The sequence below is a fragment of the Paraburkholderia sp. genome (assembly GCF_035948235.1).
Lineage (GTDB): Bacteria > Pseudomonadota > Gammaproteobacteria > Burkholderiales > Burkholderiaceae > Paraburkholderia.
On record NZ_DASZJJ010000147.1, the window covers coordinates 1 to 22,896 of the forward strand.

The following is a 22,896-nucleotide window of genomic DNA, read 5'->3' on the forward strand; positions in this document are numbered from 1 at the left end:
CGGCATGACAGTGTCCGCATATTGCCTCGGCGCTATGTCGTTCGGCGCCTGGGGTAATCCGGATCACGCCGAGTGCATCAGAGTCATCCACGAGGCGCTCCACAGCGGGATCAATTTCATCGACACCGCTGACGTCTACAGCCAGGGCATCTCAGAGCAGATCACCGGCCAGGCGCTCAAGAACCTCAAGATCGCGCGCGATCAGGTCGTGGTGGCGACCAAGGTGCTCGGCGAAATGGGGCCGTCGCCGAACCAGCGCGGCGCCACGCGTTATCACATCATGGAGGGCGTGAAGGCGAGCCTCAAGCGTCTGCAACTCGACCATATCGACCTCTACCAGATCCACGGGTTCGACCCGGCCACGCCGATCGAGGAAACCGTGCGCGCGTTCGATACGCTCGTTCAGCACGGCCACGTGCGCTACGTGGGCGTGTCGAACTGGGCCGCGTGGCAGATCGTCAAGGCGCTCGGCATCGCGCATCATCATGGCCTCGCGCGCTTCGAGTCGCTGCAGGCTTACTACACCATCGCGGGCCGCGATCTGGAGCGCGAGATCGTGCCGATGCTGGCGAGCGAAGGGCTGGGCCTGATGGTGTGGAGTCCGCTCGCGGGCGGCTTGCTGAGCGGCAAGTATGGCCGCGACCAGCAGGGCGAGGCGGGCAGCCGCCGCACGACTTTCGATTTTCCGCCGGTGGAGCGCGAGCGCGCCTGGGATTGCGTCGACGCCATGCGGCCGATCGCGGAGAAAAAGGGCGTGTCGGTGGCGCAGATCGCGCTGGCGTGGCTGCTGCATCAGCGCGCAGTGACGACGGTGATCGTCGGCGCCAAACGCGTCGATCAGCTCGACGACAATATCGCCGCCACCAAGGTCAAGCTTTCGAGCGAGGAACTGGCGATTCTCGACGATGTGAGCGGTTTGCCCGCGGAGTATCCGGGCTGGATGCTCGCGCGTCAGGGCGACGCGCGGCTGGAGCAGTTGCGCCAGTCGCAGCGCTGACCTTTCCGAAGCGCGCAAAAAGAAACGCGCGGCTTTCGGGCCGCGCGTTTCTTCTGCGAGAAGTGCGAGCTAGACAGCGAGTGCCTGCAATTACTGGGCAGCCACCACCTTCAGGTGATTCTTCACCGAGTCCACGCCCGACACGCCTTCCACCACCTGCTTGGCGTTATCGCGGTCCTCGGCGCTCGGCACCGTGCCGGTCAGGGACACGATGCCCTTGCGCGTCTTGACGTGGATGTGCTCGGACTTCACGTTCTTCGCGCTGAGCAGTTCGGCCTTCACCTTGGTCGTGATGGTTGCGTCGTCAACGTGTTGGCCCACGCTTTCGGAACTGCCCGTGGACGTCGACGCCGTGTTCGTCTGTGCGCCAGCCATCAGCGCGAAGGTCATGCAGGCCACGCCAGCGGCGGTCTTGAGCATCAGGGTGCGCTTCATAAGAGTTCTCCTGTGTGAAGTTGATGATCGTGATCCGATACCGCAAGGTCCGTGCCGCGCCCCTGGCTCCCGCTGCAGAAGCCCGGCGGCAAGGGGATCAAACGCTCGTCACCCTGGAAAATCATTCGGTCGCGAGACGCGCGCCGTGCCGATCATCGGGCACGCAATTTTTCCGGGCGATTGTAAAAACGTCTGTCGATTATTTGAGCGAGCGGAGCGATTCGCGCTGTCGCAAGCCACGATCCCGTTACAAAACAAGCGCTTGTAAGAACTGGCATGGGTGTTGCATGGAAGGGCGCATTCACTCACATTCTCAAACAACGGGACTGCCATGCCTTCCATCGCGTTACAAGCACGCCAGCATCTGGCGTTGACGCCGCGCCTGCAGCAGGCCGTGCGCCTGTTGCAGCTCTCGTCGCTCGAATTCCAGCAGGAACTGCGCGAAGCGCTCGACACCAATCCGTTTCTTGAATATGTCGCACCTGCTTCCGAAACCGGCGAAGCGGCCGAGGCCGCCGAAGGTGCGGCTGGCATCGGCGCGGCCTCTAACGACGCGCCCACGGGACTTGCCGACATGCCGGGCAGCAGCATGGAAAATGCCATGGACGGCGGCGTGGCGCAGGAAACGTCGAGCTACGGCGACGAACAGGGCAACTACAGCGAAGGCAATTACAGCGACGAAAGCTCGGGCTATCAGGATGACGGCGGCGGCTATACGGCCGATATGCCCTCGCCCGGGTCGATGCGTTCTTCGACCTATCGCGGCTCGGAGGACGGCGATTCCGAAGCCTCCGACTGGGTGCGCGTGCCCATTTCCCTGCGCGATCAGTTGCACGAAGCGCTGCGTCTTTCGCCGCTCGCCGAACTCGACCGCGCTGCGGCCCAGATCGTGATCGAAGCGCTCGATGATGACGGCTATCTGCGTCAGGAACTGGCCGATCTGGTCGAACTCGAAGGCGTCGCCGATATCCTCGACGAGGATCGTTTGCGTGTGGCGTTGCGCGTCGTGCAGATGCTCGATCGTCCGGGCATTGGTGCGCGTTCGCTGTCAGAATGCCTGGCGCTGCAGCTCGAAGCGATGGACGCCGACACGCCGCATCGCGATCTCGCGCTGCAGATCGTCACGCAGCATCTGGAGCGCCTCGCGCGCCGCGAAAATGGCGAACTGCAACGCCAGCTCGGCTGCGATGCGGCCTCGCTGCAGGCAGCCACGGCGCTGGTGCGCCGTCTCGATCCGAAGCCGGGCAATCACTATGGCCGCGCCGACGGCGGCTATGTGATTCCCGATGTGATCGTGCGCCAGGTGCGCGGCAAGTGGGTGGTGAGCGTGAATCCGGCCATCGAGCCGCGCGCGCGCATCCACAAGCTCTATGCCGAAATGTTCGCGCGCTCTGATCAAACCAGCCGCTCGCCGCTCGCGCAACAGCTTCAGGAAGCGCGCTGGCTGATCCGCAACGCGCACAAGCGCTGCGAAACGATTCTGCGCGTGGGCGAATGCATCGTCGCGCGTCAGAAGGCGTTCTTCCAGTACGGCGAAATCGCGCTGCGCCCGATGTTGTTGCGCGATGTCGCCGATGAACTCGGCTTGCACGAATCGACGGTATCGCGCGCGACAGGCAACAAGTACATGGCCACGCCGCGCGGCATCTTCGAATTCAAGCGCTTTTTCCCGCGTGAGCTGGAAACGCGCACGGGCGGCACGTGCTCGGCAGCGGCGGTGCGTGCGCTCATCAAGGAGATGATCGACGCCGAAAATCCGCGCGATCCGCTTTCCGACGTTGTGCTCACGCAGGAACTGGAAAAGCAGGGCGTACGCGTCGCGCGCCGCACGGTCACGAAGTATCGGCAGATGATGAAGCTGCCGGCGGCGGAAATGCGTCGGCAGATTTAAGCGGCTTTTAAAACGGCTTCGGCTCAAAGCGCACGGAATTCGTGCGCTTTTTTTGTGCTTTTCGTTTTATGCGGCTAGGGCTGCGTTGTCGCCGATGTGATTCGCTTGCACGCCGGGCAAAATCTCGACGATCTGAAAATAGCGATCCCAGAACGGTGTGTCGCGCAGCGCTTCGATCAATCTTTCGTAGGCCTGATGACTGGTTGCTTCCCACATCCACACATCGGTGACGCGTGCGGCGTAAAACTCCACATCGAATAAACGCAGACTGACCTGCTCGCGATGGCGCTCGAGCAAGGGCAGCACATGCTTTTGCAAGGCGTTTTGCCGCGCGTCGGGCGGAAGATCGAGCCACGCAGGCAGGCTCTTCACGAGCATAAAGACGGTAAGAAGGGGCTTTGTAGAAGTATTCACGGCATTTTTCCTGACCGGTTGAAGGTGTGGTTAGAATACGAGCGTTTGCTCACATTCGATACTCGCATTCCGATCATGACGCCCACGCCTCGCGGCCGTCGCCGCCCAGCCCCGCTCGACGCGCGCAAGCAGCCGGTGCAGCGCCGCTCGGCCGTCACCGTCGACGCTATTCTCGAAGCCGCGGCTCGCATTCTGGAGCAGGGCGGCTTCACGCGCTACACGACCAACGCGATCGCCGAGCGCGCCGGCGTGAGTGTCGGTTCGCTGTATCAATACTTTCCGAACCGCGATGCGCTCACCGCCGCGCTGATCGAGCGCGAGAGTGCGCCACTGCTCGCAGCGCTGGAGGAGGCCGGGGCGGCCGCGAGCTGCGAGGCGGCGTTGCTGGGCCTGATTCGCGCGTCGGTCGCGCATCAGATGCAGCGGCCCGTGCTAGCGCGTCTGCTTGATTTCGAGGAGGAACGGCTGCCGCTTGGCGAGCGCGATGCGCGTATCGGCGATCGCATCCACGCGACGCTCACGCGCGCGTTCGCACTGCCCGATGCGCCGCGCCTGGATGATCCTTCGACGGCGGCATTCGACGTGTTCGCGATCGTGCGCGGCATGGTGGACGCGGCGGGCGCGCGCGGCGAAACCGATGCCGCTGCGCTGGAGGTGCGCGCGACGCGCGCAGTGGTCGGTTATCTCTGGCGCAGCGAAACGCCGCGTTGAGCGGTGTTAGTGCGCGCCGCGTTTGCTCAGGCGTTCGATGAGCGCCATCGCGGCCGCCGGGTTATGCGCCTTGTGGCCGCTAATCACGTAGAGGAAGACGTCGCGGCCCGCTTTGGCCGCGAGCGGTTTGCCGAAGGTGGCGAGATCGTCGGGCGTGCCGCCTTGTGCCCACGTGAGTGCGCGCTCGACCCAGCGGTCGAGTTCGGCGGGGCCGTAACCGGCCTTGCGGTTGGCCGCCGTGCCCATGATGCGGGCGTACACGAACGGTGCGGATGCGTCTGCGATCTGTGGGTAATCCGAATCGCCGGACACCACGATCGCAGCCCCGCGCTTGCGCGCCAACGCCACGAATTCCGGCGCGCAAAAGCTTTCGTGACGGACTTCCAGCGCGTGACGCAGCTTGTGGCCATCGACTTCGTCCGGCAGCAGATCGAGGAATCGTGCGTAGTCCTCGGGATCGAACTGCTTGCCGGGCATCAATTGCCAGTTGATCGGGCCGAGTTTGTCGCCCAGATTCAGCAGGCCGCCGGTGAGAAAGCGTTCGATCGATGCGCCGGCTTCCGCCAGCACGCGCCGGTTCATCGCGAAGCGCGGCCCCTTCAGCGAAAAGACGAAATCCTCGGGCGTTTCATCGTGCCAGCGCTGGAAACTCGTGGGCTTTTGCGCGCCGTAATAGGTGCTGTTGATTTCCAGCGTGCCCAGGTGGTGGCTCGCGTACTCAAGTTCGAGGCGCTGGGCGAGGCCCTCCGGGTAGAAGGTGCCGCGCCACGGCGCGTAGATCCAGCCGCCGATGCCGACCCGGATGCGGCCGGTTTTGGCAGATGCTTTAGCGGACGAAGTGGACGAAACGGATGAGCGTGCCATCGGAAAAACCCCGTCGTATCGGAGATGCGGCAGTTTAGCGCGGGCGGCGTCGCGGCGGTTTTTGAGAGTGTTTTAGGCATAGTCCGATATTTTTCTCAGTGGCGTGAGGCTAATTTAGTCGGTGTGTGTCAGACAACCTCACTTGGAATATCAGATGCAGTCTCGTCCTTCCCGCGAGCTGAGCGACGCGCAGTGGCGCAGCGTCGAGCCGCTCTTTCACGAAATCCGCTCCAACGGCCCGCGCCGTGGCCGCCCGGCTCATTGCCCGCGCGCCGTGTTCGAAGCCATCCTGTGGGTGCTCTCAACCGGTTCGGTCTGGGCCAAACTGCCCGAGCGCTATCCCGACTTCCGCACCTGCCATCGCCGCTTCAAGGTGTGGTTCGACGCGGGACTCGTGCAACAGGCCATGGAACGGCTCTATGGCGACGAAGGCGTGGCGATGTGCGCGGCCATGAATGCGCGCATGCAGCCGTGGCGTGCGCCCGCCGGTCGCCGCGCGCCGCGTTTCCCGGTCTCTTTCTCGTTGCGCTGGCCGCTCGCGCGCACCTGAGCGCGCCGGCAGACTAGCCAACCGTCTGACACACCGAACGGGCAGTGGATTTCATTATCCGCTGCCCGTTTTGCATTGTTTTTTGCAGTCTGAAAACGCGGCATTCTAATCTGCCCTTTGTGGGAATGGGCCACGGTGCGCGATACTGTTGGGCTCAACGCAACGGAATCCAGAGGACATGGCGCATTTCGACGTATTCAATGGCGACGCGGACGGCATCTGCGCGCTCCACCAGCTTCGCCTGGCGCGCCCGCGCGAGGCCACATTGATCACGGGCGCAAAGCGCGACATCGCGCTTGTCAAGCGTGTGCAGGCACAGCCCGGCGACTCGCTCACGGTGCTCGACATTTCCTTTGACACCAATCGCGCGGCGGTCTGCGCGCTGCTCGACCGGGACGTCCACGTCGAATACTTCGATCATCACCACGCCGGCGATCTGCCGATGAACGTCAACCTCATGGCGCACATCGACACCACGGCGCAGGTCTGCACGAGCGTGCTAGTCGACCGCCATCTGCAAGGCAAACACCGCAACTGGGCCATCGCGGCGGCGTTTGGCGATAACCTGCCCCGGACCGCGCGCGAACTCGCGCAAAAGGCGGACTTGTCGGAGGAGCAGATCGAGCAGCTGTGCGAGCTGGGCGAGTCGATCAACTACAACGCCTATGGCGATAGCGTCGAGGACCTGTTTATCGCGCCCACCGCGCTGTACGAAACAATCAAGCCGTACGCCGATCCGTTCGAGTTCATCGCCAGCGAGCCGTTGCTGGAGCGCCTCGCGTCCTGCCGTGATGACGACCTGGTGCGCGCCCAGCAGATCACGCCACTGATCGCGCTGCAATACGGCAGCGTCTGCGTGCTGCCCGACGAGCCCTGGGCGCGTCGCGTGCGCGGCGTGTTCGCGAACGCGCTGGCGATCGAGGAACCGGGCCACGCGCATGCGGTGCTCAGCGTCAACGCCGATGGCAATTACGCCGTCAGCGTGCGTGCACCGCTCGAGCGCCCCCGCGGCGCCGACGAGCTTTGCCGCGCATTCCCTGGCGGCAACGGCCGGGTGGGCGCGGCGGGCATCGATTGCCTCGATTCGGCGCGACTCGATCAGTTCGTCACTGCATTTGCGCGCGTGTTTGGACGTTCGATGCCGCGTTGAGCGCTTTTTCGCGCGCCACTTCGCCTGCTTTTTCGTTCACTTCGTAACCCGCATCGTTGCCCAATCCGCTGCGCGCCACGAGCCGACCGCGTAACATAAAAAACGCGCTGGGTTGCGCAGGCGCCACGCGAGGAGGCCGACGATGCGAGCGATGCTGTTCGACGGAACGAGTCCACAACTACGCGAAACCGAGCGGCCCGATCCGGTCGCCAAAGCCGGTGAGCTGCTGATCGATGTGCACGCCTGCGGCGTGTGCCGCACCGACCTGCATGTGGTCGACGGCGACCTGAAAGATTCAAAGCGCCCGGTGATTCCGGGCCACGAAGTGGTCGGCACCGTGGCCGCGCTCGGCGCGGGCGTGACGGGCTTTGCGCCAGGGGACCGCGTGGGGGTGCCGTGGCTCGGCCACACTTGCGGGCATTGCCGCTTTTGTCTCGCGGGTCGCGAAAATCTCTGCGATAGCCCTGCGTTCACGGGTTACACGCTCGACGGCGGTTATGCCGAGCGTGTGGTCGCCGACGCCCGTTATTGCTTCCATCTGCCGCGTCAGTACAGCGACGTTCAGGCTGCGCCGCTGCTGTGCGCGGGGCTGATCGGCTATCGCTCGCTCGTGCTCGCGGGAGATGCACCCCGCATCGGTCTCTATGGTTTCGGCGCAGCGGCGCATATCGTCGCGCAGGTCGCGCGGCATCAGGGGCGCACCGTCTACGCATTCACGCGTCCCGGCGACGAGGCCGCCCAGCGCTTCGCGCGGCGGCTCGGCGTTGCCTGGGCAGGCGGCAGCGACGAAGCGCCGCCCGAGCCGCTCGACGCCGCATTGCTGTTCGCGCCGGTCGGCGCGCTCGTGCCGGCGGCGCTGCGCGCGCTGACGAAGGGCGGCACGGTCGTCTGCGGCGGTATCCACATGAGCGACATTCCCTCCTTTCCCTATGCGTGGCTCTGGGAGGAGCGCCGCATTGTCTCGGTCGCGAATCTCACGCGCGACGACGGCACGACTTTCATGGCGATCGCGGCGCGCCATACGCTCGAAATCGAGACCACGGCGTATCCGCTCGCGCGCGCCAACGATGCGCTCGCCGATCTGCGCGCGGGCCGCCTGACAGGCGCGGCGGTGCTGACGATGCGGTGAAGACTGACTGGCGACAACAGGCCGCAGCCAGCCGCGCGAATTTGCCATTATCTATGCAAGGGCGATTACGCAAACGCGAGTGAAACGCGGACATTTCGATCATGGGCGATGCCCGGGAGGTCAGCATGTACAAGCAGATTCTGGTGGCGATCGACGGTAGCCGGGGCGGGCGCCGCGCGCTCGACGAAGCCGTGAAGGTCGCCCGGGCGACGGGCGGTACGGTGCAAGCGCTTTGCGTGGTCCAGCATCTGGGGCGTCTCGTCGATATCAGCACGGGTTTCGCGGAAGAGCAGACGCGCCAGTCCGCCGAAGCCGATGTCGCGACGGCCGCGCTGGAAGAAGCGAAGAGCGTGTTCGCGCAGGCCGGCATTATGGGTACGACGCGGGCCGCCGATGCGAATGGCGAGGAAATCGCCGCCGTCATCCATCGCATCGCGGGGGAGGATGCCGTCGATCTCGTGGTGCTGGGCACGCGTGGCTTATCGGGCGTCAAACGGCTGTTGATCGGCAGCGTCGCGGAGTCGTTCCTGCGCATCGCCGATCGGCCTGTCATGATCGTGCGCGAAGAAGCGTCCAAAGCTGCCTGACGGGGTTTCAACAGTGCGCCGTCGAATCTGAATAAAGGCGCACTGACCTACTTAATAGGCATTTTGTAGCAATCTAATATCTCGATATTAGATTTCGATCAAACACGATGGTGCGATCTTCGCGCACGGGTCGCACATCGTGCCTATGATGTGACTTGGCTTCGCGATCATGAATTGCGCCGGAGTCCGAAAGGTTCACGCAATCTGTCTTGATTTGCTGCGCTGCAATTGGCGCGCTGCGCCATCAGAAGTCAGCTCCGATATTCCGCTTTTTTTGCCTGACGCCGCGACCACGCAGCCCTCGTGCAGATGCGTGGAAATACCGCCGTTGGCGCGCTGGGCAAGGTACTGTCAAGGGAAAATCCATCATGTCCAATACCTTCAATCCTTCTTTTGATGCGTTTCGCAGCAGCACCTCGGCGGTGCTGCAATGGCTCGTCCAGCAGCAGCAATGGCGCGATCAGGCGGCGAATCTGCTGCAACGCCGCACGGCGCGCGACCGTGCCGCGCTGGAGGCCACGCTCGCATCGCTGCGCGGCGCGCAGGGCTGGAGCGATGTGGGCGCAGCGAGCCAGACCGTCTGGCGCGATTATCTGATTGCAACGGCGGCGCTTTGGCAGGAGAACGCCGCCGCGACTGTGCAAGTCTCGGGCGCCTGGGCCAATGTCGCGCGCGATGCGATGCAGCAATGGCAGAACACGCTGGCAGGCCTGCAGCCGGGCGCGACTGCGGCAGCCATTCCGGCAGGCGCTGCGCAGCCGATGCGCGAATGGCTGGCCGCCTTCGAACGCGCAATGTCAACCGCCACCGGTGCTGCCAGCACGCAAGCCCACGCGCATGGAGAGCAACATGGACGCTGAACGGATTGCCTTTATCACGGGCGGCATGGGCGGGCTGGGCGCGGCGATCAGCCGACGCCTCGCCGACTCGGGCATGACCGTCGTGTTGTCCTGCTCGAAGGGCAACGATCGCATGGCAACGTGGCTCGACACGGAACGTGCAGCGGGGCGGCGTTTTCAGGCGTATTCCATGGACGTGGCCGATTTCGATGCTTGCCAGGATGTCGCCGCGCGCGTGCTGGCCGATCTCGGCCACGTCGACGTGCTCGTGAACAACGCGGGCATTACCTGCGACCGCAGTTTCGTCAAAATGTCGAAGGCCGATTGGGACAGTGTGATGCGCACCAATCTCGACTCGATCTTCAACGTGACCAAGCCATTCGTGGCGGGCATGATCGAGCGCGGCTTTGGTCGCGTCGTGAACATCGGCTCGGTCAACGGGTCGCGCGGCGCTTATGGGCAGGCCAACTATTCGGCGGCAAAGGCCGGGCTGCACGGCTTTACGAAGGCGCTGGCGCTTGAAGTAGCGAAAAAGGGCGTGACGGTGAATACGGTTTCGCCCGGCTATCTGGCCACCCAGATGGTCGAGGCCGTGCCTGCCGATGTCATGCAGCAGCGCATCCTGCCGCAGATTCCCGTTGGGCGTCTGGGCAAACCCGAGGAAGTGGCGGCGCTCGTCGCGTTTCTCTGCTCGGACGACGCGGGCTTCATTACCGGCGCCGATATCGCGATCAACGGCGGCATGCACATGCATTAGGATTGTCAGGACATAGGGCGCCAGCGGGTGCGCCCCCTGCAATTAATCAGGATTCCGATATTTATCGTTGCGCGCAACAATCACCCGCTTGCGACACATCCCCGACATCTCACCGACACGAAAAAAACGTGCCGCGTTACGCATTTTTTCATGCAACGCATTATTCCTTCTGGCGCAATAACAATGTGGTAACGCGGTGAAACACGACTGTAGCGAAACTGTACGTTTTGCCCGCTATGCTGGTCGGTACGGTGAGATCTGAACAGGAGAAAACGATGCTCAGTCATCACGAACTGGCGGCACTGCTGCTGATTCGCGACGCCAACGCGCCGCTCCAGACATTCGATGCCGATTTTATGGCGCTTGCGCGCTACCAGCTCGTCGAAATGGACGACGACAAAAGCGGCCGTGCGCCGCGCCTTACGACCCGCGGCCAGGAATTATTGCGGCGGCTTACACACGATGATGCGTATGGCAGGCCGGGGCAGGGCGCGATCTGACAAGGGTTTGCGTGGCCGCGCGGGCATCTGCCATCGTTTTTCTGTCAAGCGCCAGACATCCGGCGCTACGCTCGTTACAAACGCGTAACTTTTGATTGCCCGCTCTGCGATAAAGTGCCGGCTCTCGTTTTAATCCACTGCTTTATTGTCCGAGAGTCTGTCCATGAAAGCCGTTGTCAAGCCGTTCGCCCGTCTGTCCGCCCTGATGCTTTGCGCCGCTCTGGCTGCGCCGCTGGCCTCCGTTGCTGCGCCGAACCATCACGAAGTCTGCCACGTCGAGCATCACAATCATCACGCGGTGCGCGTCTGCCATCACGCGCGCTGATCTGCGCTGATCTGGCGAGTTAGTCGAAATGCCGCATTTTGATGCGGCATTTTTCTATCGAAATTAGTTAGCAATGCGAATGTGATTTCGCGTGGCACTGGTAGGCGCGCGTGACGTGGAATTGCGTCGTCACGCGCTATCGCCGCGATACTTCAGTTGCCGGGGCGTCCGCCCCCACCACCTCCGCCTCCGCCCGGCGGGCGATTGCCGCCTCCACCTCCACCGCCAGGCGGCCTGCCGCCTTGACCGGGTGGCCGTGCTCCGTTATTTCCTCCATGCCCAGGCGGTCTCGCTCCGCCTTGTCCCGGTGGCCGTGCGCCGCCGTTGCCAGGCGGGCGCGCACCGTTATTCGGCGGCCGATTCTGATGTCCGTTGCCTGGCGGCCGGTTGCCGTGATGGCCACCGGGCGGCCGCGTGCCGTGCGAAGGCGGGCGAATCCCCGGCGGCGGTCCGGGTCGCGGACCCGGATGGCGGTTCCAGCGGCTCTGGTTGCCGTACCAGGGGCGGTCGCGATAATAATTGCCCCAGTAGGCGCCTAGCGAGAACGTGAGTATCGGCAGGCCGATGGTGGCCCCATAGTTCATCAGCGGCACGCGCGCGCCCTGATACGGATACGAGATATAGCCGCCATAGACCCAGCCGCGCAGGCCGGGCAGGCTCACATCGCACCAGCTATAGCCGGACACGCAGCCCATCACGGCGATCGAGACGCCACCCGGCACCTGAGCGACGACGGGATAGTCTCCGGCCGGCCCGGCGTAGAGATTGACGGTTGTGCTGGTGAACGCCTGGCTCTGTGCGAGCGCTGGGGCTGGCGCCGCGAGCATCGCGGCCAGACCGGCGAACAACGCACCGACGAACTGCTTGCGCATCGCTTCCTCCGTGATCGAACTGCCTTGGTGATTTTTATTGCGATATCAACCGTAAGGTAGCAGATAAGTTTTTTTCGACGCGGCTGCGCATGTTACGGCTCATTTCGGTCGATGAGGGAAAAGCACGAATAATTCCGGGATATGAAAGGCGGCTGGCGAGCGAGGCCGTGTCACACGCGAAAAGAAGCATTGTGCAAGAATCGCGGCTCGGCTTGAATGCGCCCGCCATGGGTGCCTAAGTCGGGAATCGAACCAGAAAGATCAGAAAGACAGAAAGACCAGGAGCAGACAAGTGATTCAACGCATTGCGGGATTCTTCACGGGCGTGGTGCACCGGTTTTTGCCGGACCCGCTCATCTTCGCCATTCTCTTGACCGTCGTGACCTTCGTGCTGGCGTTTGCGCTCACGCCGCAGCCGCCCGAAGCGCTCATCATGATGTGGGGCTCGGGGTTCTGGAATCTGCTCGCCTTCGCGATGCAGATGGTCCTGATCCTCGTGACGGGTCACGCGCTGGCCAGCTCCGCGCCGGTCAAACGCCTGCTGGTTGCGCTCGCAAGCTGTGCGCGCACGCCGGGTCAGGGCGTGATGCTGGTGGCCTTCGTAGGCGCGGTGGCCTGTGCGATCAACTGGGGTTTCGGCCTCGTGCTGGGCGCGATGTTTTCGCGCGAAGTCGCGCGCCGCGTGCGCGGCACCGACTACCGTTTGCTGGTCGCGGCGGCCTATATGGGCTTTCTGACGTGGCACGGCGGGCTGTCGGGTTCGGTGCCGCTGGTGGCGGCCACCAAGGGCAATCCGATGGAAAAGACCATCGGCCTGATTCCGGTTTCGCAGACCATTTTCACGGGCTATAACGCGTTCATCACAATCGCGCTGATCGTGCTGCTGCCGATCCTGGTGCGCCTGATGATGCCCAAACCGGAGGACGTCGTTTCGGTCGATCCCGCGCTGCTCGAAGATCCGCCCACGGTCGAGCGCAAGCTCGGCCCCGATGCCACTTTCGCCGAACGCATCGAGGAAAGCCGTGCGCTCTCGCTGCTGGTCGCGGCGCTGTGCGCGGTGTTTCTCGGCGTCCGCTTTCATACCAAGGGCTTTGCGCTCGACATCGACACCGTGAATCTGGTGTTCCTCGCGGCCGGACTCGTGCTGCACAAGACGCCGATGGCCTATGCGCGCGCCGTCGCGGGGGCGGCCAGGGGCGCGTCGGGCATCATGATCCAGTTCCCGTTCTATGCGGGCATCCAGGCGCTGATGGATCACTCGGGTCTGGCGGGCGTCATCACGAAATGGTTCGTCGATATCGCCAACGTGCACACCTTTCCGCTGCTGGCGTTCCTGAGTTCGGCGGTGATCAACTTCGCGGTGCCTTCGGGCGGCGGCCACTGGGTCGTGCAAGGGCCGTTCGTGATGCCGGCGGCGCAGGCGCTGGGCGCGGATCTCGGCAAATCGGCGATGGCGATTGCCTACGGCGAGGCGTGGACCAATATGGCGCAACCGTTCTGGGCGCTGCCCGCGCTCGCGATCGCGGGCCTGGGCGTGCGCGACATCATGGGTTATTGCGTGACCACGCTGCTGTTTTCGGGTGTGGTGTTCGTCGCGGGGCTTTACCTGTTCTGATGCGGATGTAATGCGGCGCGGCGACTTGCCGTGCCGCATTTTCAGCGCGGTTTTCGAGCCCGCTTTTTCATCAGGTAATCGCGCAAGACGAGCGCGTGATTCTGTTCTGTATCGTGCGAGCCGTACAGCAGCACGATCGGTCCGGCCCGGCTGGCGTCGACGAGCGGCGTCCACGCGTCATGATTCGCGTCCAGCTCGGCCAGATAGCGCCGCCGGAATTCGTCCCACTGCGCCGGGTCGTAGTCGGTGGCGTGGAACCACTGGCGCAGCGCCGTGCTGGGTGCAACGTCCTTGGCCCACGTCACGCCCGCGAGCCGTTCCTTGCTCATGCCGCGCGGCCAGAGCCGGTCGACCAGAAAACCCGTTTGACCGCCTTCGGGCAGCGGCTCGTAGACGCGCTGGATCGAAATCTTCGCTTCGCTCATCGTCGAAGTCTCCTTTGGATGAATGACCGCCAGCGACGCGGCGACGCGTTCGCGCAGCGCCGGCAGCACCTCATGTTCGAACCACGGATGATGTTTGAACCAGCCCTGATTGCGTGGCGAGGGATGCGGCAGCGGCACGATGCCCGGCCCGTACTCTCGCCATGCCGCGACGGTGTCGGTGAGCGTGGCCTTGCGTCGCCCGCCCAGCATATAGCGCTGCGCATATTGGCCGACCAGCAACGTCAGGCGCACGTCGGGCAATAGTGCGAGCAGACGCGCGTGCCAGAGCGCCGCGCATTCGGGGCGCGGCGGGTTGTCGCCACCGCCGCCACGGCCGGGGTAGCAGAAGCCCATCGGCACGAGGGCGACGCGTTTGTCGTCGTAAAACACCTCGGTGTCGATGCCGAGCCACGTCCGCAGCCGCTTGCCGCTGGCGTCATCCCACGCGACGCCGGAAGCATGAACCTTCGCGCCCGGCGCCTGGCCGACGATCAGGAGGCGCGAACTCGCGCTGGCCTGAAGCACCGGACGCGGCCCAAGCGGTAGTACATCCGCGCACGCCTGGCAGGCGCGGATTTCGGTCAGGAGACGCGGGAGAGAGTTCGACACGGCAGCGGAGATTTCGACGCCAGAGCGCAGAAGGTAGAACGGAAACCCAGTCTATCAAACGCGACAACCGCGTATCCATGGCACTTGCGGGAGCCGTATTCGGGTTTTCCTGTAACCTCGCGGCTGGTCTACGACCCTCGGAGCCGCCATGCCTGCATCACGCCACAGGACGTCCCGCGCCACCCAGATCGTGACGATCGCACCGCCGTGCAGCGAGGTGAGCCGATGACGGGCAGCGTCCTGGCGCTCGGCCTGACGGGCATGCTGGCGAGCCTCGCGCTGCTCATCTGGCTCGCGTACCGGGGTTGGAGTGTGCTGCTGCTCGCGCCGCTGTGCGCGATGCTGGCCGCGCTGATCTCCGGCCAGCCCACGCTCGCGCACTGGACCCAGACCTTCATGCCCGCCTCGGGCCGCTTTCTCGCGCAGTTCTTCCCGCTGTTTCTACTGGGCTCGCTGTTCGGCAAGCTGATGGAGGACAGCGGTTCGGTGGACGCCGTCGCGCAGTTCATGATCGACCGGCTCGGCACGCGTCACGCGCTGGCCGCCGTGGTGCTGGGCGGGGCGCTCGTCACCTACGGCGGCGTGAGCCTTTTTGTGGCGTTCTTCGTGCTCGCGCCTATGGCGCAGGCGCTGTTCCGTTCCGCCGATATCCCGCGCCGCCTGATGCCCGCCACGATCATGCTGGGTACGGCCACCTTTACGATGTCGGCGCTGCCCGGCACGCCCGCGCTGCAAAACGCCATCCCGATGCAGTTCTTCGGCACCACGCCGTTCGCGGCGCCTGGACTCGGCATCGTCGCGACCATCGTGATGGCGGGCTTCGGCTTGTGGTGGCTCGGCCGCGCCGCGGCTGCCGCGCGCCGCAACGGCGAAGGTTTCGTCGAACCGGCGGGCGGCGGCGCCGACGACGACACGCGCGGCAAATCTCCGCTGGTGCGCGAACGCGCGAGCGTCGCACAGACCTTCGATCCCGCCGAAATCGACCGCGGCGCCGATGCCACCGACTTCGCCGCCGCACCGCCGCCCTGGGTCGCGCTTGCGCCGCTCGCGGTCGTGGTGGCGATGAACTTCGTGATGAACGTTGTGGTGTTTCCGCGCATCGACGCCGGCTATCTTGCCGAGCCGCGCTGGGGCGCGACGACGCTGCATGCCGTGTCCGGCGTGTGGGGCGTATCGGTGGCGCTGGCGCTGGGTATCGTCGTGCTGGTCGCACTCAACCGGGGGCGTCTGGGCGCGCTGCGCGAGAGCGTCGATGCGGGCGCGAACGCCGCCGTGCTGCCGGTGTTGAGCGTCGGCAGTCTCGTGGGTTACGGCGCCGTGATCGCCGCGCTGCCGGCGTTCGAGGCCGTGCGCGACTGGGTGCTCGGCATCGGCGGCGGACCGCTGGTTTCGCTCGCGGTGGCGACGAATCTGCTTGCGGGCCTCACGGGATCGGCTTCGGGTGGGCTGACGATCGCGCTCGACGCGCTGGGCGGAACCTATATGCAACTGGCCGCACAGTATCATATCGATCCCGCGCTGCTGCATCGCGTCGCCGTGATGTCGTCGGGCACGCTCGACAGCCTGCCGCACAACGGCGCGGTGGTGACGCTACTGGCCGTGTGCGGATCGACGCATCGCGAAAGCTATCGCGATCTCGTGGTGGTGAGCATTCTGGGCGCGATCCTCGCGCTCGCCGTGGTGATCGTGCTGGGGTCGCTGTTCGGTAGCTTCTGAGCGCCAAGACGGGCGCGCCGCGCACCGATATGAAAACGGTCTACATCCACGGCCCGATGGGACGCAAAGGCCACCGAGCGCCTCGTCGACGAAACGCGCATAGGGACGGGCTGAGCGCCGCGCACTTTCGCTGCGCTAAATAGGGCTTTTTTTTCGTGGCCGGGTGCCTTCGCCGTTCGGCCAGGTGGACGCGCACGCCGATCCGGGCGACACTGCGCGCATTCCGCCACAAGCGCATCAAGACGAAAATCATATGGGACTGCGCCAGCTACGCTACTTTCTCGCCGTCGCGGAGCATCTGCACTTCAGCGAAGCCGCGCGCGTGCTCGGCATTGCGCAACCGCCCTTGAGCCAGCAGATCCTCAAGCTCGAAAAAGAAGTCGGCACGCGGCTGTTCGTGCGCCATTCGCGCCACGTCGAACTGACCGAAACCGGGCGGCTTTTTCGCGAGCGCGCGCTGCGCATCGTCGAGGACGTCGATCTGGCGCTGGCCGAGGCGCAGAACGCCGGACGCGGCGAAACGGGGCGGCTCAATCTGGGCTTTGCGGGTTCGACTGTGTTTCATCCGCTCGTGGCCACGCTGTTGCAGCGCTTTCGCACCGCGTATCCCGGCGTCGCAATCGGCTGCGAGGAAAGCAATAGCTCGGTGCTGCTCGAACGCGTAAGCGAGGCGCGCGTGGACGCGGCTTTCGTGCGGCTGCCGCTCGATTGCCGGGGCCTGGAGACCCAGCCGCTCGTCGAGGAGGCCGTACTGGCCGTGCTGCCGCCGCGCCATCGTCTCGCGCGCCGGCGCAGCCTCGATCTAGCCGATCTCGCCGGCGATCCGCTGATTCTTTTTCCGCGCCCCATCGGCCCCGATCTCTACGATTCGATCATCAGCGCGTGCCGCGCCTCGGGCTTCAATCCCGTTATCAGTATGGAATCGCCGCAGATTTCCTCGACTGTCAACATGGCCGCGGCAGGCTTCGGCGTCACGCTGATTCCGTCGTCGATGCGGCAGATTCAGGCCAAAGGCGTCACGTATCACGCGCTAAAAGGCGGCTCGCTGCATACGACCATCGCGCTCGTGCATCGGCCCCGTGAGCGCGCGCCGACCGTGCAGAACTTCGTGCGTATCCTGCGCGAAACGGCGCGGCACGCGGCGGGGCGCGTCGATTGATATCTTTTTCGTCTTGATCGGCGCAAACGCGGTATTGGACGCAGGACGGTGCGACAAATTATCCTAGGCTCGTTCGCATCTGCTTTCCCCTGGAGCCGTTCGTATGTCCGCCGTCCCCCCACTCGCCGCTACGCTGCAATCCATCGTCGGTCATCGCTATGTGCTGACCGGCGACGAGGCCACGCGCCGTTACCGCAAGGGCTTTCGTTTCGGCGAGGGCAAGGTGGCGGCGGTCGTGCGCCCCGGCTCGCTGGTCGAGCAATGGAAAGTGTTGCAGGCCTGCGTGGCCGCGAATGCAATCGTGATTTCGCAGGCCTCGAATACGGGGCTGACGGGCAGATCGACACCCGACGGCGACGACTACGACCGCGATGTCGTGATCGTGAGCATGGCGCGTATGCGCACGGTCTATGTGATCGACGAGGGCAAACAGGTGGTCTGCCTGCCGGGCGCCACGCTCGATCAACTGGAGCAGACGCTCAAGCCGCTTGGCCGCGAGCCACATTCGGTGATTGGCTCGTCGTGTATCGGCGCGTCGGTGGTGGGCGGCATCTGCAATAACTCGGGCGGCGCGCTAGTCCGGCGCGGGCCGGCCTACACGGAGATGACCGTCTACGCGCAGGTGAATGAGCAAGGCGAACTCAGCCTCGTCAATCATCTGGGGATTCGTCTGGGAGAGACGCCCGAACAGATTCTCGCGCGTCTCGATCGCGGGGATTTGCCGGAAACCGATATCCGTCACGATGCAGGCGCGGCTTCGGACCGTCACTACGCCGAGCACGTGCGCGATGTGGATGCCGCCACGCCCGCGCGCTACAACGCCGATCCGCTGCGCCTGCATGAAGCATCGGGATCGGCGGGCAAAGTCATGGTGTTTGCGGTGCGGCTCGATACGTTTCCCATCGAGCAGGGCGCGAAGGTGTTCTACATCGGCACCAACGCGACTTCCGAACTCACCGACGTGCGCCGCCATTTGCTCAGCGAACTGTCGAGCCTGCCGATCGCGGGCGAATATCTGCATCGAGACGCTTTCGATATCGCCGAGCGCTATGGCAAAGACATGTTCCTGCTGATCCAGCATCTGGGTACGCAGCGTTTGCCGGGGCTCTTCGCGCTGAAGAGCCGTTTCGATGCTTTTTTCGAGCGCTTTTCGTTCCTGCCTGCTCATCTGACCGACCGGGTAATGCAGGCCGTGAGCCAATTTTTCCCGAGCCATCTGCCCGTGCGCCTCAAAGACTATCGCCAGCGTTACGAGCATCATTTAATGCTCAAGGTGTCCGCCGATACTGCCGACGAAACGCGCGATTACCTAAAGCGCTATTTCGCGCAGACAAGCGGCGACTTCTTCGAATGCACGGCGGAAGAGGGCACCAAGGCGTTTCTGCATCGCTTTGCCGCTGCGGGCGCGGCCGTGCGATATCGCGCTGTGCATGGCGACGCCGTGGAGGACATCGTCGCGCTGGATATCGCGTTACGGCGCAATGATCGCGACTGGTTCGAAACGCTGCCCGAAGCCGTCGAGCGTCCCATTGCCATCAAGCTTTATTACGGGCATTTCCTGTGTCATGTGTTCCATCAGGACTACATCGTACGCAAAGGCAACGATTGCCTCGCGCTGGAGCATGAGATGTGGAAACTGCTGGACGCGCGCGGCGCCGAATACCCCGCCGAGCACAACGTTGGCCATCTCTATCACGCAAAGCCTGCGCTGAAGACGTTCTACGAGCAACTCGATCCGTGCAATTGTTTTAATCCCGGCATCGGGCAGACTTCGAAATTCGCGCACTATCGCGAGAACGCGCAGTAAAAGATAAAACGGCGATGCATTGAAATGCATCGCCGTTTTGTTTATCTGAGCAGCAGGCTCAACCCGCTTTGCTGACCGGCACCCAGCCGTTCTGCGTGGCGGCTTGCGCAAGCTGTTTGACAATCGATTTCGCAAGCTTGCCCGCATCGGCGGAAATGGTGTCGCCCTTCGCTGCCGATGCGCCATGCACGCCCACGCCTGCCGCGGCCGACATGGCCACGTGACCGGCCGCTGCACCCACGCCCGCCGTTTCGGCGACGCCCGGCATATGGCCGCTGTCCGCGTTTGCCTCGAAAGTGACGAGCGTTTGCGGTGCGCCGTTGGCCGGCAGATACGACACGGCAATGGTCGCGCCTACTTCGCTCTTGCCCGCGCCGAGACCGATCAGCAGGCGGCGGCGACGGCTGCCCGCATCGACCGTGTCGATGCGGCCTTCCACGACGATGGCGGCACGCCCGGCAGGCACGGGGCCGTCCACGCGCACGGCGGGCAGGCCCTGCTTTTTAAGCTGCGCGATGATGTCGTCGGCGAGCTTTTCGCGCGCGGCGAGCGCGGCCTGTTGCTGCTGTTGCGCCGACGATTCACCGCTCGCCATTGCCTTGATTTTTTGCGCCATACCGCTGTCGAGTTTCACCACGTCGGGCGAGATCGCAAACGCGGACACATAAATCACCTCGGCCTGAACTTGCGGCAGCGGACCGGCGGCTTGCAGCGTATTGGCCGCCGAAGCGCAGCCTGAAGTGAACAGCGAGCCCGCGAGCAGCACAGCGCCTGCGAGGCGTTTGGACTTGTTGATGAAAGCGTTGAGGAGCGTGGTCATATCGTATCGCCTGACTATCTTCGATACGCTCGCATCAATCAGGATGCCGAAATATCGAAGTGGGTTCATGAAGGCTGGCAGGGCGCTGCGCCTTTCGGCTGCGTGCGTCCTTCAGCACAGGCGCAAGTATGGGATCAGGCGCGCGCTTATGCCACACACAAAGTATGTCGATCTATGTCACGTGCGCGGGGCCGCGCTGGAAAACAGGGAAGGGTTAAGCGAGAGTTTCACGACGGCTTCAAGGCCACCGCCATCGCGGTCGAGAAAGGTTAGCGAACCTCCATGCTGACGCGCGATTCTGTCGACGATAGCAAGTCCGAGACCCGTGCCGCCCGAATGTCCGCGCGCGTTGCTCCCACGGCTGAATGGCGATTTGAGGCGCTCCAGTTCTTCGGCGCGAATGCCATTGCCGCGATCGCGCACCGCCACGCAGGCGCAGCCGTCGGCCTGCCAGGTGCGTATCGAGAGTCCCGTGCGTCCGTACACCACGGCGTTCTGCATCAGGTTCATCAGAAGGCGCATCACGGCGACGGGCCGGAACGCAAACACCGGTAGCGTGGCTTCGTCGAAATCGAATTCGTGCCCGAGCCCCGCGAAATCGGCCACCAGTTGGCCCACCAGCGCGTTGAGGTCGCCGGGTTGCGGCGTTTCGCGCTCGCCGCTGCCGGCGTAGTCCATGAACTGCTGAAGAATCGTATCGATGGTGTCGAGATAGCTCTCGGTGGAGGCCACGAGGGCGTCGTTGGTGCCGCGCGGCAAGGCCATGGCGATCGCCAGGCGCAGCTTGGTGAGCGGCGTGCGGATGTCGTGTGACACGCCCGCGAGCATCAGCGCGCGCGTGGCTTCGGCCTGGCGCAGCGCCTCGGTCATCTGATTGAAGGCGCGGCTGACCTGGGCGATTTCGGTGGGGCCGTCGGTGGGCAGCGGTTCGGGCGTCTCGCCCGCGCTCAGGTTGCGCGCCGCATGCGCGAGTTCGGCCAGCGGCCGGTTTAAGTGCATCTGGATCAGCCAGCCCGTGAGCGCCGCCAGCAGCGCTAGGCCGATCGACAGCACGATGGCCGTGGTGATGCCGCTTGCCTGGGCGTCGGCCGTCATGGGCAGGGCGATCCAGACCGGTTGACCTGCCGCGTGCAGGCGGATCCACAGGCGCGCTTCGTCCTCGCGGTCCTTATCCGCGATCTCCCAGCGCACCGGCATGTCGGCGGGCAGGTGACGCCGCAGTGCTTCCAGAAACACGTCGCGTTGCCAGGTGCGGAACAGGCGCAGCGGATTCATCGCGGGCGCGAGCACGCTCGACGCCGGCGCCTCGTTCTGCGCGTTCAGGCGCGCGGCGGCGGCGCGGCTCTCGGCGGGCGGCATCGCCACCAGCATGCCGTCCAGCACCTTGACGTAGTCCGCAAAGATGATCGACGCGCGATCGATGCGCGGGCGCTGCACGAAATGGAGCAGCGCGGTAAGCGAGCAAACCTGGGTGAGCGCGACCAGCGCCACCAGCAGCGCGATATTGCGCGAAAGCAGCGAGCGCGGCAGCCAGCTTCGGCTCGCGCGCCGCGACGGGAGCGAGGGGGACGCCATCAGGTATCCACGCCGGCCACCAGCATGTAGCCGATGCCCCAGACGGTCTTGATGAAACGCGGCTTGGCCGGGTCGTCCTCGACGATCTGACGCAGCCGCAGGATCTGCACATCGACGCTGCGATCGAGCGCATTGTGGTCGCGCCCGCGGGCGCGCGCGAGCAGGTTTTCGCGGCTCACGGCGCGATTGGGCGAGGAGCCGAGCGCATGTAGCAACAGCATCTGCGCAGAATGCACGTCGATCGGCACGCCGTCGCGCATGAGCGTTTGCTGGCCGACATCGAACACGAAATCGCCGAAACGCAGGCGCTGGGAGGTCACGGTCGGCTCGCCCGCGGCCATCTTCTGGCGGCGCAGCAGCGCTTTCACGCGCGCGACCAGTTCGTCGGGCAGGAAGGGTTTGGCGAGGTAATCGTCGGCGCCGGTTTCGAGGCCGATCACCTTGTCCGCCGCATCACCCTTGGCGGTGAGCATGAGGATGGGCAGGGTGTGGCCTTCGGCGCGCAGGCGGCGGCACACGCTCAGGCCGTCCTCGGGTTCCATCATGAGGTCGAGCACCAGCAGATCGTAGGGCTCGCGCTGCAACATGCGGTCGAGGCGCCTGCCGTCAGCGACGGCGCGCACCTCGAAACCGTGGCCGCTCAGGAAGCGTTGCAGCATGTTGCGCAGCTCGGCTTCGTCGTCCAGAACGATGATGCGGTTCGCCTGCTCCATGGCCGCCTCCGGCGGTGATCGATCGGACAGGGCGGGCGTGGACCCGCCCCGTTCCTCGTTGTTGTCGCATGCCGCGATCATCGGCTCGCGGCGGCCCGTTCGCGCATGAAGTCCTCGATCTGCGCGAGCGTCACATAACCGGCGTGCTGGCTGTCGATGGCGTCAAAGTGCTGGGCCACCATCGGCATGCCGGCCTGAGCCTGTTCGCGCGTGAGCTTGCCGTCGTGCGTCGTGTTCGCCTGCGCGAAGCGGGACTGCAGTTGCGCGATGGCCCGTGTCATGCGCTCGTTGGTGGCAGGCGATGCGGACATCGTCGGCGCGCCCGTTGGTGCGCCATTCGGTGCAGCGGGCAAGCCCTGCGCCGAAGCCGCAGCTGAAACGATACACAAAATCAGGGGGACGATCATCTTCTTCATGGTGTGCTCCGTAGGGTGGC

The 22,896-nt window shown here is 64.5% G+C and carries 24 protein-coding genes and 1 pseudogene; 15 read left to right on the top strand and 10 right to left on the bottom strand.

The window, feature by feature from the left end; genetic code table 11:
• A partial coding sequence (locus VG320_RS13045) for an aldo/keto reductase (RefSeq protein WP_327200520.1) occupies positions 1-997 on the top strand: 997 nt, incomplete at its 5' end.
• A gap of 90 nt (positions 998-1,087) precedes the next feature.
• Here the strand turns inward: VG320_RS13045 and VG320_RS13050 are convergent.
• Positions 1,088-1,432: a BON domain-containing protein gene (locus tag VG320_RS13050; protein ID WP_327200521.1), complete on the bottom strand. Its 345-nt coding sequence runs from the start codon at positions 1,430-1,432 to the stop codon at positions 1,088-1,090.
• Between the two features lie 331 nt (positions 1,433-1,763).
• Here VG320_RS13050 and VG320_RS13055 point away from each other — a divergent pair, with 331 nt between their 5' ends.
• A complete protein-coding gene (locus VG320_RS13055) occupies positions 1,764-3,323 on the top strand; it encodes an RNA polymerase factor sigma-54 (RefSeq protein WP_327200522.1) in 1,560 nt (519 codons plus the stop codon).
• Between the two features lie 66 nt (positions 3,324-3,389).
• Here the strand turns inward: VG320_RS13055 and VG320_RS13060 are convergent, their stop codons facing one another.
• The gene (locus VG320_RS13060) at positions 3,390-3,737 is read right to left on the bottom strand and encodes a darcynin family protein (RefSeq protein ID WP_327200523.1); all 348 of its coding nucleotides are present in this window, start codon (positions 3,735-3,737) and stop codon (positions 3,390-3,392) included.
• 75 nt (positions 3,738-3,812) lie between these two features.
• On the opposite strand from VG320_RS13060, the gene VG320_RS13065 reads away from it, so the two are divergent.
• Positions 3,813-4,448: a TetR/AcrR family transcriptional regulator gene (locus VG320_RS13065; RefSeq protein ID WP_327200524.1), complete on the top strand. Its 636-nt coding sequence runs from the start codon at positions 3,813-3,815 to the stop codon at positions 4,446-4,448.
• A 6-nt stretch (positions 4,449-4,454) separates the two neighbouring features.
• Here VG320_RS13065 and VG320_RS13070 read toward each other — a convergent pair whose 3' ends face one another.
• Positions 4,455-5,312 carry a DUF72 domain-containing protein gene (locus VG320_RS13070; protein ID WP_327200525.1) on the bottom strand — a complete coding sequence of 286 codons (858 nt, stop codon included), beginning with the start codon at positions 5,310-5,312 and terminating at the stop codon, positions 4,455-4,457.
• 154 nt (positions 5,313-5,466) lie between these two features.
• Here VG320_RS13070 and VG320_RS13075 point away from each other — a divergent pair, with 154 nt between their 5' ends.
• The 8 genes from VG320_RS13075 (at position 5,467) to VG320_RS13110 (ending at position 11,149) form a co-directional block, all read left to right on the top strand.
• Positions 5,467-5,862 (top strand): transposase, encoded by a 396-nt coding sequence (locus tag VG320_RS13075; protein ID WP_327200526.1) that lies wholly within the window; start codon positions 5,467-5,469, stop codon positions 5,860-5,862.
• A gap of 178 nt (positions 5,863-6,040) precedes the next feature.
• A complete protein-coding gene (locus tag VG320_RS13080; protein ID WP_327200527.1) occupies positions 6,041-7,012 on the top strand; it encodes an acetyltransferase in 972 nt (323 codons plus the stop codon).
• A gap of 142 nt (positions 7,013-7,154) precedes the next feature.
• Entirely contained in the window at positions 7,155-8,141 is a 987-nt protein-coding gene (locus VG320_RS13085; protein WP_327200528.1) for a zinc-dependent alcohol dehydrogenase family protein, read from the top strand.
• A 125-nt stretch (positions 8,142-8,266) separates the two neighbouring features.
• Positions 8,267-8,728 carry a universal stress protein gene (locus VG320_RS13090; protein WP_327200529.1) on the top strand — a complete coding sequence of 154 codons (462 nt, stop codon included), beginning with the start codon at positions 8,267-8,269 and terminating at the stop codon, positions 8,726-8,728.
• Positions 8,729-9,096: 368 nt separating this feature from the next.
• On the top strand, positions 9,097-9,588 hold the full coding sequence (locus VG320_RS13095; RefSeq protein WP_327200530.1) for a hypothetical protein: 492 nt from the start codon (positions 9,097-9,099) through the stop codon (positions 9,586-9,588).
• The gene (gene phbB, locus VG320_RS13100) at positions 9,578-10,324 is read left to right on the top strand and encodes an acetoacetyl-CoA reductase (RefSeq protein ID WP_327200531.1); all 747 of its coding nucleotides are present in this window, start codon (positions 9,578-9,580) and stop codon (positions 10,322-10,324) included. The genes VG320_RS13095 and phbB overlap by 11 nt, the downstream gene beginning before the upstream one ends.
• Before the next feature lie 275 nt (positions 10,325-10,599).
• Complete coding sequence (locus tag VG320_RS13105) at positions 10,600-10,824, top strand: hypothetical protein (RefSeq protein ID WP_327200532.1); 225 nt, start codon at positions 10,600-10,602, stop codon at positions 10,822-10,824.
• 163 nt (positions 10,825-10,987) lie between these two features.
• Complete coding sequence (locus VG320_RS13110; protein ID WP_327200533.1) at positions 10,988-11,149, top strand: hypothetical protein; 162 nt, start codon at positions 10,988-10,990, stop codon at positions 11,147-11,149.
• Between the two features lie 152 nt (positions 11,150-11,301).
• Here VG320_RS13110 and VG320_RS13115 read toward each other — a convergent pair whose 3' ends face one another.
• Positions 11,302-12,021 carry an SH3 domain-containing protein gene (locus VG320_RS13115; protein WP_327200534.1) on the bottom strand — a complete coding sequence of 240 codons (720 nt, stop codon included), beginning with the start codon at positions 12,019-12,021 and terminating at the stop codon, positions 11,302-11,304.
• 292 nt (positions 12,022-12,313) lie between these two features.
• Between VG320_RS13115 and VG320_RS13120 the strand changes: the two genes are divergently transcribed.
• Positions 12,314-13,636 carry a TIGR00366 family protein gene (locus tag VG320_RS13120; protein WP_327200535.1) on the top strand — a complete coding sequence of 441 codons (1,323 nt, stop codon included), beginning with the start codon at positions 12,314-12,316 and terminating at the stop codon, positions 13,634-13,636.
• 41 nt (positions 13,637-13,677) lie between these two features.
• Here VG320_RS13120 and VG320_RS13125 read toward each other — a convergent pair whose 3' ends face one another.
• Together VG320_RS13125 and VG320_RS13130 are read right to left on the bottom strand one after the other, a co-directional pair.
• Positions 13,678-14,061, bottom strand: a complete 384-nt coding sequence (locus VG320_RS13125) for a DUF488 domain-containing protein (RefSeq protein WP_327200559.1) — start codon at positions 14,059-14,061, stop codon at positions 13,678-13,680.
• Positions 14,062-14,088: 27 nt separating this feature from the next.
• Positions 14,089-14,682: pseudogene (locus VG320_RS13130) on the bottom strand (uracil-DNA glycosylase family protein); the annotation flags it as partial.
• A 213-nt stretch (positions 14,683-14,895) separates the two neighbouring features.
• On the opposite strand from VG320_RS13130, the gene VG320_RS13135 reads away from it, so the two are divergent.
• From VG320_RS13135 to dld, 3 genes are all read left to right on the top strand, one after another.
• Positions 14,896-16,386, top strand: coding sequence for a GntP family permease (locus VG320_RS13135; RefSeq protein ID WP_327200536.1), 1,491 nt, complete (start codon positions 14,896-14,898; stop codon positions 16,384-16,386).
• Between the two features lie 253 nt (positions 16,387-16,639).
• Complete coding sequence (locus tag VG320_RS13140; protein ID WP_327200538.1) at positions 16,640-17,545, top strand: LysR family transcriptional regulator; 906 nt, start codon at positions 16,640-16,642, stop codon at positions 17,543-17,545.
• A gap of 103 nt (positions 17,546-17,648) precedes the next feature.
• Positions 17,649-19,352 (top strand): D-lactate dehydrogenase, encoded by a 1,704-nt coding sequence (dld, locus tag VG320_RS13145; RefSeq protein WP_327200539.1) that lies wholly within the window; start codon positions 17,649-17,651, stop codon positions 19,350-19,352.
• Between the two features lie 58 nt (positions 19,353-19,410).
• Here dld and VG320_RS13150 read toward each other — a convergent pair whose 3' ends face one another.
• From VG320_RS13150 to VG320_RS13165, 4 genes are all read right to left on the bottom strand, one after another.
• On the bottom strand, positions 19,411-20,172 hold the full coding sequence (locus VG320_RS13150; RefSeq protein WP_327200540.1) for a DUF4410 domain-containing protein: 762 nt from the start codon (positions 20,170-20,172) through the stop codon (positions 19,411-19,413).
• 177 nt (positions 20,173-20,349) lie between these two features.
• Entirely contained in the window at positions 20,350-21,747 is a 1,398-nt protein-coding gene (locus tag VG320_RS13155) for an ATP-binding protein (protein ID WP_327200541.1), read from the bottom strand.
• Entirely contained in the window at positions 21,747-22,460 is a 714-nt protein-coding gene (locus VG320_RS13160) for a response regulator (protein ID WP_327200542.1), read from the bottom strand. The genes VG320_RS13155 and VG320_RS13160 overlap by 1 nt, the downstream gene beginning before the upstream one ends.
• A gap of 77 nt (positions 22,461-22,537) precedes the next feature.
• Positions 22,538-22,876, bottom strand: coding sequence for an EF-hand domain-containing protein (locus tag VG320_RS13165; RefSeq protein WP_327200543.1), 339 nt, complete (start codon positions 22,874-22,876; stop codon positions 22,538-22,540).
• Positions 22,877-22,896: the final 20 nt, after the last annotated feature.